Origin of the sequence: Mesorhizobium sp. B2-5-13, assembly GCF_006440535.1 — a bacterium.
Taxonomy (GTDB): Bacteria; Pseudomonadota; Alphaproteobacteria; order Rhizobiales; family Rhizobiaceae; genus Mesorhizobium; species Mesorhizobium salmacidum.
Genome location: NZ_VFUI01000006.1, coordinates 249,629 through 265,724 on the forward strand (window position 1 = coordinate 249,629; position 16,096 = coordinate 265,724).

Genomic DNA, 16,096 nt, shown 5'->3' on the forward strand with positions numbered 1-16,096 from the left:
CTAGTGCGCCCAGATTTCGCCAAAATCTCTTCGGGCGATTAAACTGAGACGTTCGCACCGGTTACGACAGCGCCAGTTGCGGCCAGAACGAGGGCCAGATCGTCAATATTCCTTCTCGTAGAATATTCCGCCCTTGGCTTCGCCGGCGTCCGTCGCCTCGCCGCGCAATTTGACTCCGCGCCCGACATTGAGGTCGATGGTCGCCTTGCCGGAACCCGGCTTGTCGCCCTTCTGGACAGTCACATAGGTGCGGTCGTTGAGATACTTGCCGGCCGAGACCGCCGTGCCCCCCTTGTCGTCGGTGATGACGTCGAGATCGTCGACGCCGATGGCGCTGCGCAGATTCTCCAGTAGCGACGTCGAGCCGCCGACACCAGCCAGTTGCCCGGCCGCTTCTGCCAGTTGCGCGATCTGCAGCGGCGACAGGTTCGACATCGACCGCCCGAAGATCAGTTGCGCCAGCACTTCATCCTCCGGCAGCGCCGGCACTGAACTGAAGGTGAATTTTGGATTGGTCGCCTCGCCCGATACCACGATGGTGACGGTTGCGCCGGTCGTGGTCGTCGTCGCCGTCAGGTTGAGGTAAGGCACCAGTGAGCCGGAGAATCCGACCGTGCCTTCGGTGAAGGTCAGCCGCTTGCCAAGGATCGACAGCCGGCCACGCTGCAAGGTGAAGGAGCCGACGGCTTGCGGCGACGAGGCCGGGCCGGTCAATTTGAGCGAGCCGCCGAGTTCGGCGTCGACACCCCTGCCCTGGATGAAAATCTGGTTCGGCGCATTGACGGTAACGTCGAGCGCAAGGCCGCTGCCACTGCTCTTGCCGCTGGTCGTCGCCGGGCGCAGCGCTTTGTCCTGTGCCCTGACCGCACCCGGCGCGTTCTTGTGCTTGACGTCGAGTGCCGAGAGCGAGCCCGGCAATTTGTCCGGAACCGTGATGACGGTCTTGGCCAGGTTGACGGTGCCGGCGATGGCCGGTGCCGAAGTCAGCGGCCCCTTGATCGTCAGGTCGCCACCAAGGTTTGCGGTCACCACGCGTCCATCCGTGTAGCGGCCATCGGTGAGCTTGATCGACAGGTCGGCCGGGAACCCTTGCGCCGGATTGATGCCAACCGTACCGCTGGCCGACAGGCTGCCGCGCGTCGACAGCGTTCCGGTCAACCGGTTGATCCTGGCAACACCGTTGCCTATCGAGACGTCCGCCGCGATATCGTTGACCGCAAGGCCCGAGCGTGCATCGACTAGCCGCGCGCCCGAGGTTTTGACGCTGCCGCCGATCACGGGCGATGTCGCCGGACCGCGCACCTGGACATTGACGTTGGCGGTGCCGGTCAGCGCCAGGCCCTGCGCGGCAAGCTTCTCGCCGAGGAGGCCGAATGGCACGGCACCGTTGAAATCGAGCGCCAGCGCGGGCGTGCCCGCGGTCGTCACCGTGCCGCCGCCCTTGAGGCCAAGCCCGGCTCCGTCGCTGATATTGGCGTTGAAGGCCAGCTTGTTGCCGACAAAGGTACCCGACGAGGAAACACTCACCGCGCCGACGCCCGCGCCGCGGGTCTGCGATGTCTGCACGCCGGCCGCGTCGATGTTGAAGGCAACGGCGGGGCTCGCCGGTGCGCCCGTCACCTTCACCGTGCCGGAGATGGAACCCGCGGCATCGAGACCGGGCGAAAAACTGTTGGCGAGCGACATCGGGACGCGCGCCAGCACTGCGTTGATGTCGAGCGTCTGCCCGACCTTGCCGGTCACCGTCGCGGTGCCGCCGCCAAGGTTGAGCACCAGCCTGTCAAGCGTCGTCGTGCCATTGGCAATGCTGACGGTCGAGGCCTGGGCGATAGCCGCCTTGATGCCCTGGACCGTCGCCTGCCCCGAAGCGAGTTCTATGGTGGTGGTGCCGCCGGCCACCTTCACGCGGCCGGCGGCCCTCGCCGGAATGCCCTTGACCGTGGCGCCGCCGGAAAAGCCGGTCCAGTCGCCATCGCGCTTCAAATAGACATCGATGCCGCTGATCACGGTGCCGCCCGATGTGACGGTGTCGGCGTGGATCTTACCGGAGATAACTGGCGCGGCGAGGTAGTTGGCGATCAACGCATCGATGGAAACGGCCTTCGCCTGGAGATCGCCACGCGTGATCGAGGCGGTAGTCGCCTTGATGGCGACCTGGGGCGCCGCGCCATTCCTGGAAAAGGCGATCGTGCCGCGCACATCGCCCTCTGCCTTTTCAAGGGCCAGCGCTGCGAGCGGGCCGATATCGGGCAGGTCGAGCGAGATGGTGCCTTCAGGTACGAACTTGTCGTCCAGCGCCAGATCGCCTGAAATCCTGTTCTTGCCAAGCGAGAGGAGCAGGCCGTTGATGGCGCTCTTGCCGTCCGCCGTTGCCAGCACGGCACTCCCCTGCAGCGCCTGGCCGGCGACAATGCCAGTGAGCTGCACATTGGCTGCAGGGTTGGCGGCATCGGCCTTGCCGGTCGCCGTGAGCTTCAATCCGGTGATCTCGCGCGATGCCACCGAGAGCTTGTCGCTGTTGACGGTAAGCGACAGGTCCGGCGCCATGGCCGGCCCTTGCGCACTCAGCGCAAAAGCGATGGCGCCCTTGGCATCCTTCGACAATGGCGAGATGTCGCTCAGCGTCCCCCTGATGTCGGCGGTCACCTTGTTGTCGGCAAGGCTTGCCTGGCCGTCGGCACTCAGTGCGCCCGAAGTGAGCTTCAATCCGCCTATGTTGAGATTGCCGTTGGGCTCGCGCTTCAGCGTGGCGCTTATCTGGGCGCGGTCGCCAAGCATGCCGCGTGCCGCCGCCGGCAGGGCCGACGATGGCGCATCCGCCTTCAGGTTGAGATCGATGGCACCGTCACGCAGCGATACCTGACCGGCGACCTGGCTGCTGAGCGCATCGCTTTTCAGCGTGCCGCTGTCGATGGCGACGGCGTCGGCGCTCAGCCGGGCGCTGAGCGCCGCCGTGACCTTGCCTGCGATGAGCGGCGCGATCGTTGCATTGTCGAGCCCAACCTTGTCCACCGACACCGTTCCGGAAACCGGCCCGGCGCGGTTCTTGAGATCGAATGCGTCCGAGTGCAGCGTCAGGGTAAGTCCGTCCACCTTCGCCGGGCTGGTGACGACTGAGGGCAGGATCGCGGAAAAGTCCAGCCGGGCATGCGTGCTTTCACCCGCAATTTTGGCCGACACTGATCGGACCTCGAGCTTGACCGGGCTCTCGGTAGTTCCGACCGTCAGCGGCAGGCTGGGGCCGGACGAGGTCAGATCGATCGCGAAATCGCTGGCCCCGTTCGGGTTGATGGTGCCGGCGGCCTGGCCGGAGACCTTCTCGCCGGAGAGGGTGGCACGGTCGAGGGCGACGCCGCCGGCAATGGTGTAGCTGCCGACCGCATCGACGGCGAGTGGTCCGAGCCCTGCCTGTCGGGTCTGGCTGGTCTCGGCGCCGGCCAGTTTCGCGTTGAACCGGATGTCGGGAGCTGCCGGGGCGCCGCTCAGTTCAGCGATACCATCAAGCGTTCCCGTAGCATCCAGGCCTGGCAAAAACGCATTGGCAAGCGTGGCAGGCAAAGCGGAGACCTGTGCCGCCAGATCGAGCGTCTCGCCGGCGCTGCCCGAAAGCGCCACTTTGCCGCCGTCAATATCGAGCGCCAGCTTGTCGATGTTGGCTGTGCCGTCCGCGATGGTCAGAGCCGACGGTTCGGCAATCGCCGCCTTGATCCCGCGAATAGTGGCGTCGCCCGAGGCAATCTCGACGCTGGTGGTGCCCTCGGCGATCTTCACCCGGCCGGCAGCGGTCGCCGGAATGCCCGCGATCGTGGCGCCGCCGGTGAAATCGGTCCAGTCGCCGTCGCGCTTGAGATCGACGCCGATGCCGCTGATTTCTGTGCTTCCCGAAGTGACTGCATCGGCCTTGATGGTGCCCGAGATCGCCGGCGCCTTGAGATAATTGGCGATCAGCGCATTGATGGCGATCGCTTTGGCCGTCACCTCGCCACGCGCGACCGACGTGCTCTTGGCATCGATGGCAATGGAGGGTGCGTCGCCGTCCTTGGCGAAGAGGATGGTGCCGTTGATGTCGCCGGTCACTGCCTGGCCGGCCAGCGCGGCCAATTGGTCGATTGCCGGCGCGGCGAGCGTCAGCGTTCCCAAGGGCATGAACTTGTTGTCGAGCGCCAGGTCGCCCGAGACCTTGTTGTCGCCCAGCGAGACCAGGAAGCCGTTGATCGAACGCTTGCCCTCGCTGGTCACCAGGGCAGCCTTGATGTCGAGCGGCTGGTCGTTGACGGCACCGGTCAGCGAGACATTGGCGGAAGGGTTCGTTATGTCGGCCTTGCCGCTGGCAGTCAGCTTGATGGCCTTCACCGTGCGGCCCGAAGCGGTCAGGCTGTCGCTGTCGGCGGTAACAGCGAAATCCGGCGCGGTGATCGCGCCGGATGCCGATAGTGCGAAATCGACCCCGCCGGTAACCGGTACGCCGACCGTAGGCGACAACACTGAAACGTCACCCAATTTGCCCTTGATGTCGGCCTGGATATCCGTGCCTTGCATGCTGGCCGTACCGCTGGCGCTGAGCGATCCCGAAGTGAGTTCGATCGAGTTCGCGGCGAAAGAGCCCTGCGGATCGCGCGATGCCGTGGCCGAGAATTTCACCCGCCCGCCGAGCACCGATGCGATCTGCTGCGGGAACGCGGTCGCCACGGCATCGGCGTTCATTTTGAGCTGCATCGACATGTCGGCGAGCGCTACCGTCGCCGTCAGCGACGCATTGAGCGCATCGGAGCGCAGCGTACCCTGGTCGATGGCAACAATGGCGTCCTTGCTGATTGAACCGGCCAGATCGACATTGACCTTGCCGGTGACCAGCGGCGCCAACGTCGCGACGTCGGTTTTCAGGCCGCCAGCCTCCAGCTTGACGGCAACCGGGCCGGCGCGGTTCTGGATATCGAAACCATCGGAATGAATTTGCGCCGCCAGATCGTCCAGCCTCGTGCCGCCGACGACGATCGAAACGAAGGAGGCGCCAATGTCGACGATCGGCGCCTTGCCGTCGCCGAAGGCCCGCGCGGTGGCGTTCTTGATCGCCAGCGTGATCGGCTGCGCCTTGCTGCCGACGCTGATCACCACGGGCGGGCCCTTGGCGGCGAGTTCGACCGACAGGTCGCTGGCGCCGGCGGGATCGGCTATGCCGGAGGCGGTGCCGTGCACCGCATCGCTCTCGATGCTGGCCCGGTCGATGCTGATGCCGCCAGCCGATGTGGCGGTGCCCGCGATATCGAAGCTGGTCTTGCCGGCAAACAGCGACTTCAGGTTTTCCGGCAGGAAGCGCGCAAAATCGCCGTCGCCCTTTGCCTCGACATGATTGCCCTTGTCGGTGAGCTGATGGCGGCCGGTGAGCTGGGTGACGATCCGATGGTCGACGAGGAAGGTACCGACACCACTCCAGTTGGCAAGCGGCCCGCTGCCCAAAACCGCGATATCGACCGGTGGCGCATCCGGTAGCTTGAGCAGATTGGCAATGATGCCGCCGGCCGGCTCCGACGCCTTGAGGTCGAGGTCCAGCTTGTTGTCGGTGGGTGCGAAATGGATCTTGGCATCGACATTGCCTTGTTTACCGTCGTGGCGGGTGACGTTGAGCACCGTCTGGACCGCCAGTGGCGCGGCATCGGCCTTGAGCATTCCCTTGGCCGCGAGCTCGGCGATGCCGCTGCCGGCCAGCTGCTCGCCAAGCGCGATTTCCGGCAGGTCGATCTGCTTGATGTCGATGGAGACCGGCAGCGTCGTCGTGCCGCTCTGCGCCGGCGGCTGCGTACCGGCCACCGGCAGGCGCGCCAGTTCGATGCGCTCGGCCGCGATGCGATCGGCGCTGAAGCTTTTCGACAGCAGCGCCGTCGGCGACCAGTCGACGGCTACCTTGCGCGCCACCAGCCACGCGCCCTCGCGGTCCTCCAGCACGACATGATCGAGGCTGAGATTACCCGACCAGATGCCGTCGATACCGCTGACGGTAACCTTGCGATCATCGCTCGAGGCCAGCCGCGAAATGATGCCGGCGAGGTTGTCGCGCCCGCGCTCGGTCTTGGTCAGCACGACGAGCGCGCCGATCGCACCCGCGAGCACGATCAGCAGCGTGTAGAGGACAATGCGAAGGATGCGCCAGACCGTTTTCATCGTCAGAACGCCTGGCCAATGCCGGCATAGATGCCGAAATGCGGGTCGCCGGGATCACGGTTGAGCGGCACGGCCGCGTCAATGCGCAACGGTCCGAACGGCGTGACGTAGCGCAGGCCGACGCCGGCACCGACCTTGACGTCGGAGAAATTGGGAACCGACTTGGTCGACACCGTACCGGCATCGACGAAGGGCACGATGCCGATCGTGTCGGTGACGGCGATGCGCATCTCCACCGAGGTCTCGAAGAACGACAGGCCGCCGATCGGCTGGCCGGTGAAATCCTTGGGACCGATGCCCTGATAGGCATAGCCGCGCACCGAGCCGCCGCCGCCGGAATAAAAGCGCCGGTCGGCCGGGACGCTCTGCAGCCCGGTACCGACGATCGAGCCGATGGCGACACGCTCGGCCAGCACGAATTTCGAGGCCGTGTCCAGCGACTGATAGGCCGATCCCTCGCCCTTCAGCTTGAGGAAGGCGGCACCACTCAATATGTCGTAGCTCGGCTCGGCATAGGCGAGCACCCTGAAGCCCCTGGTCGGGTTCAGCCTGTTGTCCCTGTTGTCGTAGACATATTGCAGCGGAATGCTGGCGATCAGGTAGGTGTGCTTGCCGAAAGCGTCGTGGATGCGCGAATAATCGAGCGCGACCTCGGCCGATACGGTCTGCCTCTTGTCGAGTTCGTAGGACAGGCCGGTGCTGCCCTTGACCGAGAAATGGTCGTATGCGTCCGGATGCTCGAGCACGGTCTTCACGCCGGCGAAGAATTTCGACGCCGGCCCGATGACGCCGGGTTTCTCGAACATGATGCCGGCATTGTAGTTCAGTTCGGACAGATTGTTGCTGCCGATGCCGCTGATGGCGCCGTCGATGCGCAGCTTTTCGGCACGGCCAAACAAGTTGCGATGGCCCCAGTACCCCTCCAGGCCAAGCCCCTCGGTGTTCGAGAAGGTGCCGCCGAGCCCGAAGAAGCGCGGCTTGCGCTCGCTGACCTGGACGTCGATCGGGATGTTGCCTTCGGCGTCGAGCTTGTCGGCTTCCTTGAACGTCACGCTGTTGAAGACCTCGAGCGCCAGCAGCCTGTCGCGCGCGTCGCTGATCTCCTGCGGCGAGTACTGCTTGCCACGCTTCAGCCCGGTCATGTATTCGGTGAAATCGCGGTCGATCTTCTCGGTGCCTTCCACGGTGGTCGCGCCATAGCCGGCGACCGGCCCGGCTGCGACCGTCAGCGTCACGTCGAGTGTCGAGGTGGCATGGTCGGCGACGATCTGCCGGTCGGTCACCCTGGCCAGCGGCCTGCCCTGCTCCTTCAGCGTCCGCACGATCAGCGCCTCGGCCTTGAGCACCGCGCCCGATCCGGCGTCGCCGCCAGATATCAGCCCATAGTCGGCGCTCATCAGCCCCGCGGCGTCGCCCTCCAGCCTGATATTGCCAAGAGTGAATTTGGGGCCGGCCGAAATGGTGATCACCACCGGAATGGGCTGCGGACCCTTGAATTCGGCGTCCGGCGGCAGTTCGTCGAGCGGCTTGCCGTCGATGGTGATGGTGACGACGCCTTCATAGCGGGCATCGGCATAAAGTGCGGCGACCAGTTGTTCCCGGTCGCTGCGCGCCTTGGCCATCAGCCCGAGCGAGCCCGAAACCGGCCGGTCCTCATCGCCTTTCAGCGCCGAGGCGTTTTCGAGCTTCTTGACGAGGTCCTTGTCGGCATCGGGTGCGGAGATGGTCACCGCGTAACGCAGGGGATCGGCAATATCGGCGTCCTCGTCGCTGGAGGATCCCCACAGCTTGATGCCGAAAAGCTCGAACGCGGCCGCGTGCCTCGCTTCGCAAAGCAGCGCCGACGAACACATCATGGCCAAAAGCAGGGCGCGCGGAAGCACGCGCCCTGGCGCGGTCCCTCCTGACATCTGCTCTTCATGCGCCGGCATTAAGATAACCTAGTTCGTAAACCTAAAATTGGAATGAAGTTCTGAAGCGCTCGTAAAGGGGCCACAATCCAATTGTCTGAAATAGGACGGGCTTGGAATTCACACCTTCTGCGTTTCCGCAAGAATGCGTGATCCCCTGTCCTATGGAGGTTACTGTCCGCATACCGGTCCTTGGCCGGAAAATAAACCGTCGGCAGGCGGCACCTGCCGCGTTCGCGCGTTGACAAGCCTGGCTGAAGCTTGATCATGCCCGGACGTCTGCAATTGTCTGGAGGGTGTAATGGCAATGCGCGCGGCTCGTGGTCTGTCGATTCTCGTCCTTCTCTTCTTCGCCTGGGGCAGCGTCGCGCAAGCGGCCGAGGCCCGGCGAATCGCAACGACCGACAATTCCGACTATTTCGGTTTCGACCTCAGGTCGGACCAGAACGTCACGCTCGACCAGTGCAAGACGACATGTCTCGGCGATCCGGCCTGCCGCGCCTTCACCTACAACACCAAGGCCAAATGGTGCTTTCTCAAATCCGACTATAACCAGTTAAAATCCTTCACCGGCGCGATCGCCGGCAAGGTCGTCAACATCGACGGCGATCCCGATATCGGCGCGCCGCCGGAACTCGGCTTCTTTCCCAACTGGATGGCCGACCAGGCCCAGCAATATCGCAACAAGCTGCTTGGCCCGGCCTTCGACAAGCCGACGGAGGGCATGGCGGCACTGACCAATGCCGCCGAACAGGCCGTATTGACCGGCGACCATCGCGCCGCCATGCAGAAATACGAGGCCGCGGTCTCGGTCATGCCTGACGATGGCCAGCTCTGGCTCAAGCTGGCTCGCGAAACGCTGGCCGTGCAGCCTGCAGCCAGCACCTCCGAAGCCTCGACTTTGCCGGCAAACGGCACGTCGGCCGCCTTCAACGCCTATAAGCTGCTGCGCACCACCAAGACGCGCGCCGAAGTGCTGGCGCTGCTCGGCAATGGTCTCGACAAGCGCGATCTCTACCGGCCGGCGCTCCAAGCCTATGAGGCCAGCCTTGCGCTGGAAAGCGCGCCCGCGGTGCAGGCCGACTATGCCGATCTGAAGGCCCGCAAGGGGTTCCGTGTCATCGATCACTCTGTCGATGCCGACACCAGCGCGCCGCGCATCTGCGCGCAATTCTCCGAGGATCTGGTCAAGACCGGCATCGACTACACGCAGTTCGTCACCGTTGACAACGCGCCGCCCAAGGGCGTCGAGGCCAAGGACAAGCAGATCTGCGTCGAAGGGCTCGAACACGGCCAGCACTATGACGTCACCTTCCGCGCCGGCCTGCCGGCGGCGATCGGCGAAGTGACCGCCGCCCCCGTGGTGCTGTCGATCTATGTGCAGGACCGCGCGCCGTCCGCCCGCTTCACCGGCGACAGCTTCGTGCTGCCGGCCGGCGCGCGCCGCGGCATCCCGATCGTCACCGTCAACATGAACGCCGCCGAAATGAAGCTCTACCGCATCGGCGATCGTTCGCTGGCGCAGCTTCTGTCGGGCTACCAGTTCCTGCACCAGCTCGACGGCTATGACATCTCCAACATCTCCGAGCAGATGGGCGCGCCGGTCTGGCAGGGCCAGCTCGACATCGTTAACGATCTCAACAAGGAGGTCACCACCTCGTTCCCGGTCGACGAAGCGCTGCCGCAGCGCAAGCCCGGCGTCTATGTGCTGACCGCGCAACCCGTCAACGACAAGAGCGACGACTACGGTTCGCTGGCCACGCAATGGTTCGTCGTCTCCGACATTGGCCTGTCGACCTATACCGGCCAGGACGGGCTCAATGTCTTTGCCCGTTCGCTGGGCAGCGCCAAGCCGATAGCGGGTGCCGAACTGACGCTGGTTGCCCGAAACAACGAGGTTCTGGGCACCGCGACGTCCGATGCGAACGGCCACGCCGTCTTCAACCCCGGCCTGACGCGCGGTGACGGCGGCATGGTGCCGGCCGTGCTGATGGCCAAACAGGGCGACAATGATTTCGTCTTCCTCGACATGGCCAAGGCCGGCTTCGACCTGTCCGACCGTGGCGTCACCGGACGCGCCGCACCGGGCGCGCTCGACGTCTATGCCTGGACCGAACGCGGCATCTACCGTGCCGGCGAGGACGTCCACGTCGCCGCCCTTGCCCGCGACGGTGCGGCCAAGGCGGTCGAGAACCTGCCGCTGACCTTCATCTTCTCGCGCCCCGATGGCGTCGAGGACCGCCGCATCGTCAGCGACGGCGCCTCGGCCGGCGGCCACGCCGTCGACCTGCCGCTCGAACCCAACGCCATGCGCGGCACATGGTCGGTGTCGATCTACACCGACCCCAAGCAGCCGGCGGTTGCCAGCCAGATGTTCCTGGTCGAGGACTTCGTGCCGGATCGCATCGAATTCGACATGAAGGCCGACAAGCAGGAGATTGCGCGGGGCGAAACCGCCAACATCAACATTGACGGCCGCTTCCTCTACGGCGCGCCGGCGGCGGGCCTGGCGCTGGAAGGCGAACTCACGCTGTCGACGTCGCGCGACTGGGACCGCTTCCCCAACTTTTCCTTCGGCCTCGCCGACGAGCAGTCGGCGGAGCCCACGGTCACGCCGCTCACCGATCTGCCGGTGGTTGGCGATGACGGCAAGGCGACCTTCCCTGTTACCGTCGACCAGTTGCCCTCGACCACCAAGCTGGTCGACGGCAAGGTGACGGTGCGCATGCGCGAAACCGGCGGCCGCGCCATCGAGCGCTCGCTCAACATCGGCATCCGCCCGCAAGGCCATATGATCGGCATCCGTCCGGACTTCGCCGACGGTGAAGTGCCACAAGGCGGCACCGCCAAGTTCAGCCTGATCGCCGTCGATCCCGACGGCAAGCGCGAGACGCTGAAAGGCGCGCAGTGGACGCTGGTCAAGGTCGAACGCAACTACCAGTGGTATCGCTCCAACAACTCCTGGAACTACGAGCCGGTGACCTTGACCAAGTCGATCGCCAACGGTCAGCTCGACCTCGCCGCCGATGGCGACGCAACCGTTTCCGTACCGGTCGATTGGGGCCAGTACAGGCTCGAGGTCGAGACATCGGAGCCGGAGGGGCCCGCCACCAGCTATGAGTTCGACGCCGGCTGGTATGTCGCCTCGACCACCACAGAAACGCCCGACGGCCTGGAGATTGCCCTGGACAAGGACAATTATACCGCCGGCGAAGTGGCCAAGCTGAAAATCTCGCCGCATTTTGCCGGCGAACTTCTGATCAACATCGGCTCCGACAAGCTGCTGAAGACCATCACGGCGACCGTGCCGGCCGGCGGCAGCACCGTCGACATCCCGGTCGGTGACGACTGGGGCGCCGGCGCCTATGTCACGGCAACCCTGTTCCGGCCGGGCGATGCGCAGGAAACCCGCATGCCCGCCCGCGCCATCGGCGTGAAATGGCTGACGGTCGATCCGGGCGCCAAGAAGCTCGCCCTCACGCTCACGCCGCCTGACAAGACCGTGCCGCGCCAGCAGCTGTCGATCCCGGTTTCCGTGGCCGGCGTGCAGCCGGGCACCAACGCCTATGTCATGGTTGCCGCCGTCGATGTCGGCATCCTCAATTTGACCAACTACAAGGCGCCGGATCCGGAGACCTGGTTCTTCGGCCAGCGCATGCTGGGCATGGAGATCCGCGACATCTACGGCCGCCTGATCGATGGCTCGCTGGGCACCACCGGCAAGCTCAGGACCGGTGGCGACGGCGCCAACATGCAGGCGCAAGGCAGCCCGCCCACCGAAAAGCTGGTCGCCTTCTTCTCCGGCCCGGTCCAGCTCGATGCCGATGGCAAGGCACGGATCGACTTCGACATTCCGCAGTTCAACGGCACCGTGCGCGTCATGGCCGTCGCCTGGACCAAGGAGGCGGTCGGTCATGCCCAGTTGGACGTGATCGTACGTGATCCCGTAGTGATCACCGCCGGCCTGCCGCGCTTCCTGGCGCCTGGCGACAATGCCGTCATGCGGCTCGACGTAGCCGACACGGACGGCCCCGCCGGCGACTATGCGCTGTCGATCGATACGACGGGCGACCTATCGACAGGCGACAAGCCTCTGCCCCAGAAGCTGACGCTCGCCCAGGGCAAGCGCCAGACCTTGACGGTGCCGCTGATCGCAAAGACGGCGGGCAATGCCTCGCTCACCATCAAGCTGGCACACGCCGACGGCACCAAGGTCGAGCAGACGCTCCATGTGCCGGTGCGCCCGGCCCAGTTGCCGGTCACCACGCGCCTTGTGGTCGATCTCAAGGGCAACGGCGGCGCGTTGCGCGTCGACAAGGAATTGCTGGCCGCAAGCCTGCTCGAGGGCGCTTCGGTCAGCGTCGGCGTTTCGCAGGCGGCGGCCTTCGACGTGCCGTCGCTGCTGATGACGCTCGATCGCTACCCCTATGGTTGCGCCGAGCAGACCACCAGCCGCGCCATGCCGCTTCTCTACGTCAACGAGATGGCATCGGGCATCGGCATGGAAAGCGACCCTGACCTGCACGGCCGCATCCAGGATGCGATCTACAAGGTCCTGAGCTACCAGTCCTCGAGCGGCAGCTTCGGCCTGTGGGGTCCGGGCTCCGGCGATTTGTGGCTCGACGCCTATGTCAGCGAGTTCCTGACCAGGGCACGGGAGCAGAAATACGACGTGCCGGCTCTTGCGATGAACCAGGCCCTGAATAACCTGCAGAACTCGCTCGGCTACGACCAGAGCGTACAGGACCGTGGCAGCGAGATCGCCTACGCCCTCTATGTGCTGGCCCGCAACAAGAAGGCCTCGATCGGCGACCTGCGCTACTACGCCGACACCCAGCTCGAAGCCTTTTCGAGCCCGATGGCCGTTGCCCAATTGGCGGCGAGCCTGGCGCTCTATGGCGACACGCAGCGTTCGGAGGCGACGTTCAAGACCGCACTGCAGCTCGCCAAGTCGAGCACCGACTACGACTGGTACCGCTCCGACTACGGCTCGGCGTTGCGTGACGGCGCGGCGATGCTGTCGCTGGCGGCGGAATCGAAGCCGGTATCGACGATCGTGCCCGAACTGATCAAACTGGTCACCAGGAAACGCGCCGAAGCCCGCTGGACCAGCACCCAGGACGATTCCTGGATGCTGCTGGCGGCCCGCGCGCTGAAGGAGGGCAATGATTCGATCACGCTGACCGTCAATGGCGCGCCGCATTCCGGCGGCTATTCAAACCAGGTGAACGGCTCGGAACTGGTCGACAGCCCGCTCGAAATCGCCAACACCGGCAAGACCCCGCTGCAGGCCGTCGTCACCACCGTGGCGTCGCCGATCCAGCCCTTGCCGGCCGGCGGCGACGGCTTCACCATCAACCGCACCTACTACAAGCTCGACGGCACCGAAGCCAATGTGACCGAGGCAACCCAGAACGAACGCTATGTCGTCGTGCTCAAGGTGACGGAACAGAACAGCTGGCCGTCGCGCTTGCTGGTCACCGACCTGTTGCCGGCCGGCTTCGAGATCGACAATCCAGGCCTGGTTTCCAGCGCCCAGCTGTCGAACTTCTCCTGGCTGGCACAAACCGACGCCGCGCATCTGGAATTCCGCGACGACCGCTTCGTCGCGGCATTCAACCCGGCCGACGGCGACCACGATCACAATCTGACGCTCGCCTATGTCGTGCGCGCCGTGACGCCGGGCACCTACGCCCATCCGGCGGCAACGGTGGAGGACATGTACCGGCCGCAATATTCGGCCCGCACCGCCACCGGCATGATGGAGATCAAGGCACCGTAAGGTGCTGATGGTAACGATCATGCACATGGCGGTTGCGTTCATCACAGCTACCTTCTCCCCGTCTCTATACGGGGACAAGGTGCCGGCAGGCGGATGAGGGGCAGCGCCATGCTCACCAAAAGGTTGCTCCGCCGCACTGCCATCGTGGCAGCCTCCCTGACCGGGTTCATCGCAATCGTCACCGCCACCCTCTGGGAGCTCGACCGCGCCTTCCCGCCCCCGCTTCCTGAAAAGCTCACCGTTTCCACTGAAGTCCAGGACCGCGATAGCCAGCTGTTGCGCGCCTTCGCCACGCCGGACGGCTACTGGCGGCTGGAAACCCGGCTCGACCAGGTCGACAAGCAATTCGTCGACATGCTGGTCACTTATGAGGACAAGCGCTTCTGGGGCCATGAGGGCGTCGATGTGCTGGCGCTGGCCCGCGCAGCCGGCCAGTTCGCCACCAGCGGCCACATCGTCTCTGGCGGCTCGACCCTGTCTATGCAGCTCGCCCGCCTGATCGAGCCGCGCGAGAGCCGCAGCCTCGGCTCCAAGATCAAGCAGATGTTGCGCGCCATCCAGATCGAACGGCGGCTGTCGAAGCGCGAGATCCTCGAGCGTTACCTGACACTGGCGCCCTATGGCGGTAATCTGGAGGGCGTGCGCGCCGCTTCGCTCGCCTATTTCGGCAAAGAACCGAAGCGGCTGACCGTTTCCGAGGCCGCCCTTCTCGTCGCCCTTCCCCAATTGCCGGAAAAGCGACGGCCCGACCGCAATCTCCAGATCGCCCATGCAGCGCGCGATCGTGTGCTGAGCCGCATGGCCTCATCAGGCCTGATCGGCGAACGCGAGGCGGCACGCGCAGCACTCGACGACGTGTCAGGCTTGCGGCGCACCTTGCCGGCGCTTGCCGCGCATGCCTCCTATGCGATGCTTCCCAAGGCCGTCCCCGGTCAGCCGCTCAAGCTGACGATCCGCAAAAGCGTCCAGCAAGGACTGGAACAAGTGGCGCGCGACGCCGCCACCAAGCTCGGGCCGCGTCTCTCCGTCGCCATGGTGCTGGCCGATGCCCGCACCGGCGACATTTTGGGCGAAGTCGGCTCGGCCAATTTCTTCGATGCCAGCCGTTCCGGCTGGATCGACATGACCAAGGTCGTGCGTTCGCCCGGCTCGACGCTGAAGCCGTTCATCTATGGCCTCGCGTTCGAGCAGGGACTGGTGGCGCAGGAAACGCTGATAGAGGACAGCCCAGTCGATTTCAGCGGCTACAGGCCGAAGAATTTCGACATGGGCTACCAGGGCGATGTCAGCATCCGCCAGGCTTTGCAACTGTCGCTCAACGTGCCGGCGATCCGCGTGCTCGACGCGGTCGGCCCGGCGCGGCTGACAGCGCGCTTCCGCCAGGCGGGCGTCAACCCGATCTTGCCGGTCAACGAAGCGCCGGGCCTGGCCATCGGCCTCGGCGGCGTCGGCGTCACGCTGCGCGACCTGGTCCAGCTCTACACAGGGCTCGCCAATGGCGGCAAGACGCACTCGCTGCGCGACGGCACCGAACCGGCCAACGCCGTGAGTTCGACCACCACCATCCTCAACGACCAGGCCAACTGGCAGATCATCGACATCCTCTCGGGTGTGAAGCCACCCGAAGGCGCTTTGCAGCGTGGCATCGCCTACAAGACCGGCACTTCTTACGGCTACCGTGACGCCTGGTCGGTGGGCTTCGACGGCCGCTATGTGCTGGGTGTCTGGGTCGGCCGGCCCGATGCCGGCGCGGTGCCGGGTCTTTCCGGCTATGTCTCGGCCGCTCCGATTCTGTTCGAGGGCTTTGTCCGCTCGGGGCTGGCGACCGTGCCGCTACCGGGCAAACCGCCTGGCGCCTTTACCCCCAAGCGCGAGGACCTTCCGGTAACGCTTGCCCGCTTCGGCGCCGGCGCGGATGGCCTAGTGCAGGCGACGCCGACCGAACCCGCGCCGACCATCATTTTCCCGCCGGACGGCGCCCGCGTCGATCTCGCCACCAATTCGGCCGACGCCTCGCCGCTGGTGCTGAAATTGCAAGGTGGCCGTGCGCCGTTCCGCTGGCTGGCCAACGGCAAGCCCCTCATCGGCCTCGACCGCCGCCGCACCGCGACATGGCAGCCCGACGGCGCGGGTTACTCGACGCTGACCGTCATCGATGCGGCCGGACGAGCGGCGAGTGTGAAAGTGTTCGTTGAGTAGAGTGCGTCAAGGGATTCAGCGCATTGGCTTTTTTGAGACCGGGGAT

At 65.2% G+C, this 16,096-nt stretch carries 4 protein-coding genes; 2 read left to right on the plus strand and 2 right to left on the minus strand.

Annotated elements, in window-relative coordinates:
- Positions 1-102: 102 nt before the first annotated feature.
- Both FJ434_RS13325 and FJ434_RS13330 read right to left on the minus strand, forming a co-directional pair.
- Positions 103-6,159 carry a translocation/assembly module TamB domain-containing protein gene (locus tag FJ434_RS13325; protein ID WP_140747618.1) on the minus strand — a complete coding sequence of 2,019 codons (6,057 nt, stop codon included), beginning with the start codon at positions 6,157-6,159 and terminating at the stop codon, positions 103-105.
- A 2-nt stretch (positions 6,160-6,161) separates the two neighbouring features.
- Positions 6,162-8,090 carry an autotransporter assembly complex family protein gene (locus FJ434_RS13330; RefSeq protein WP_140747621.1) on the minus strand — a complete coding sequence of 643 codons (1,929 nt, stop codon included), beginning with the start codon at positions 8,088-8,090 and terminating at the stop codon, positions 6,162-6,164.
- Between the two features lie 280 nt (positions 8,091-8,370).
- Between FJ434_RS13330 and FJ434_RS13335 the strand changes: the two genes are divergently transcribed.
- Together FJ434_RS13335 and pbpC are read left to right on the plus strand one after the other, a co-directional pair.
- A complete protein-coding gene (locus FJ434_RS13335; RefSeq protein WP_140747624.1) occupies positions 8,371-13,851 on the plus strand; it encodes an alpha-2-macroglobulin family protein in 5,481 nt (1,826 codons plus the stop codon).
- Between the two features lie 108 nt (positions 13,852-13,959).
- Positions 13,960-16,050, plus strand: a complete 2,091-nt coding sequence (gene pbpC / locus FJ434_RS13340; RefSeq protein WP_246672946.1) for a penicillin-binding protein 1C — start codon at positions 13,960-13,962, stop codon at positions 16,048-16,050.
- Positions 16,051-16,096 lie beyond the last annotated feature (46 nt).

Bases quoted from the DNA above. Each gene is read 5' to 3' on its own strand.
- FJ434_RS13325 (WP_140747618.1), bottom strand. From the start codon at position 6,159: ATGAAAACGGTCTGGCGCATCCTTCGCATTGTCCTCTACACGCTGCTG.
- pbpC (WP_246672946.1), top strand. From the start codon at position 13,960: ATGCTCACCAAAAGGTTGCTCCGCCGCACTGCCATCGTGGCAGCCTCC.
- FJ434_RS13330 (WP_140747621.1), bottom strand. From the start codon at position 8,090: ATGCCGGCGCATGAAGAGCAGATGTCAGGAGGGACCGCGCCAGGGCGC.
- FJ434_RS13335 (WP_140747624.1), top strand. From the start codon at position 8,371: ATGGCAATGCGCGCGGCTCGTGGTCTGTCGATTCTCGTCCTTCTCTTC.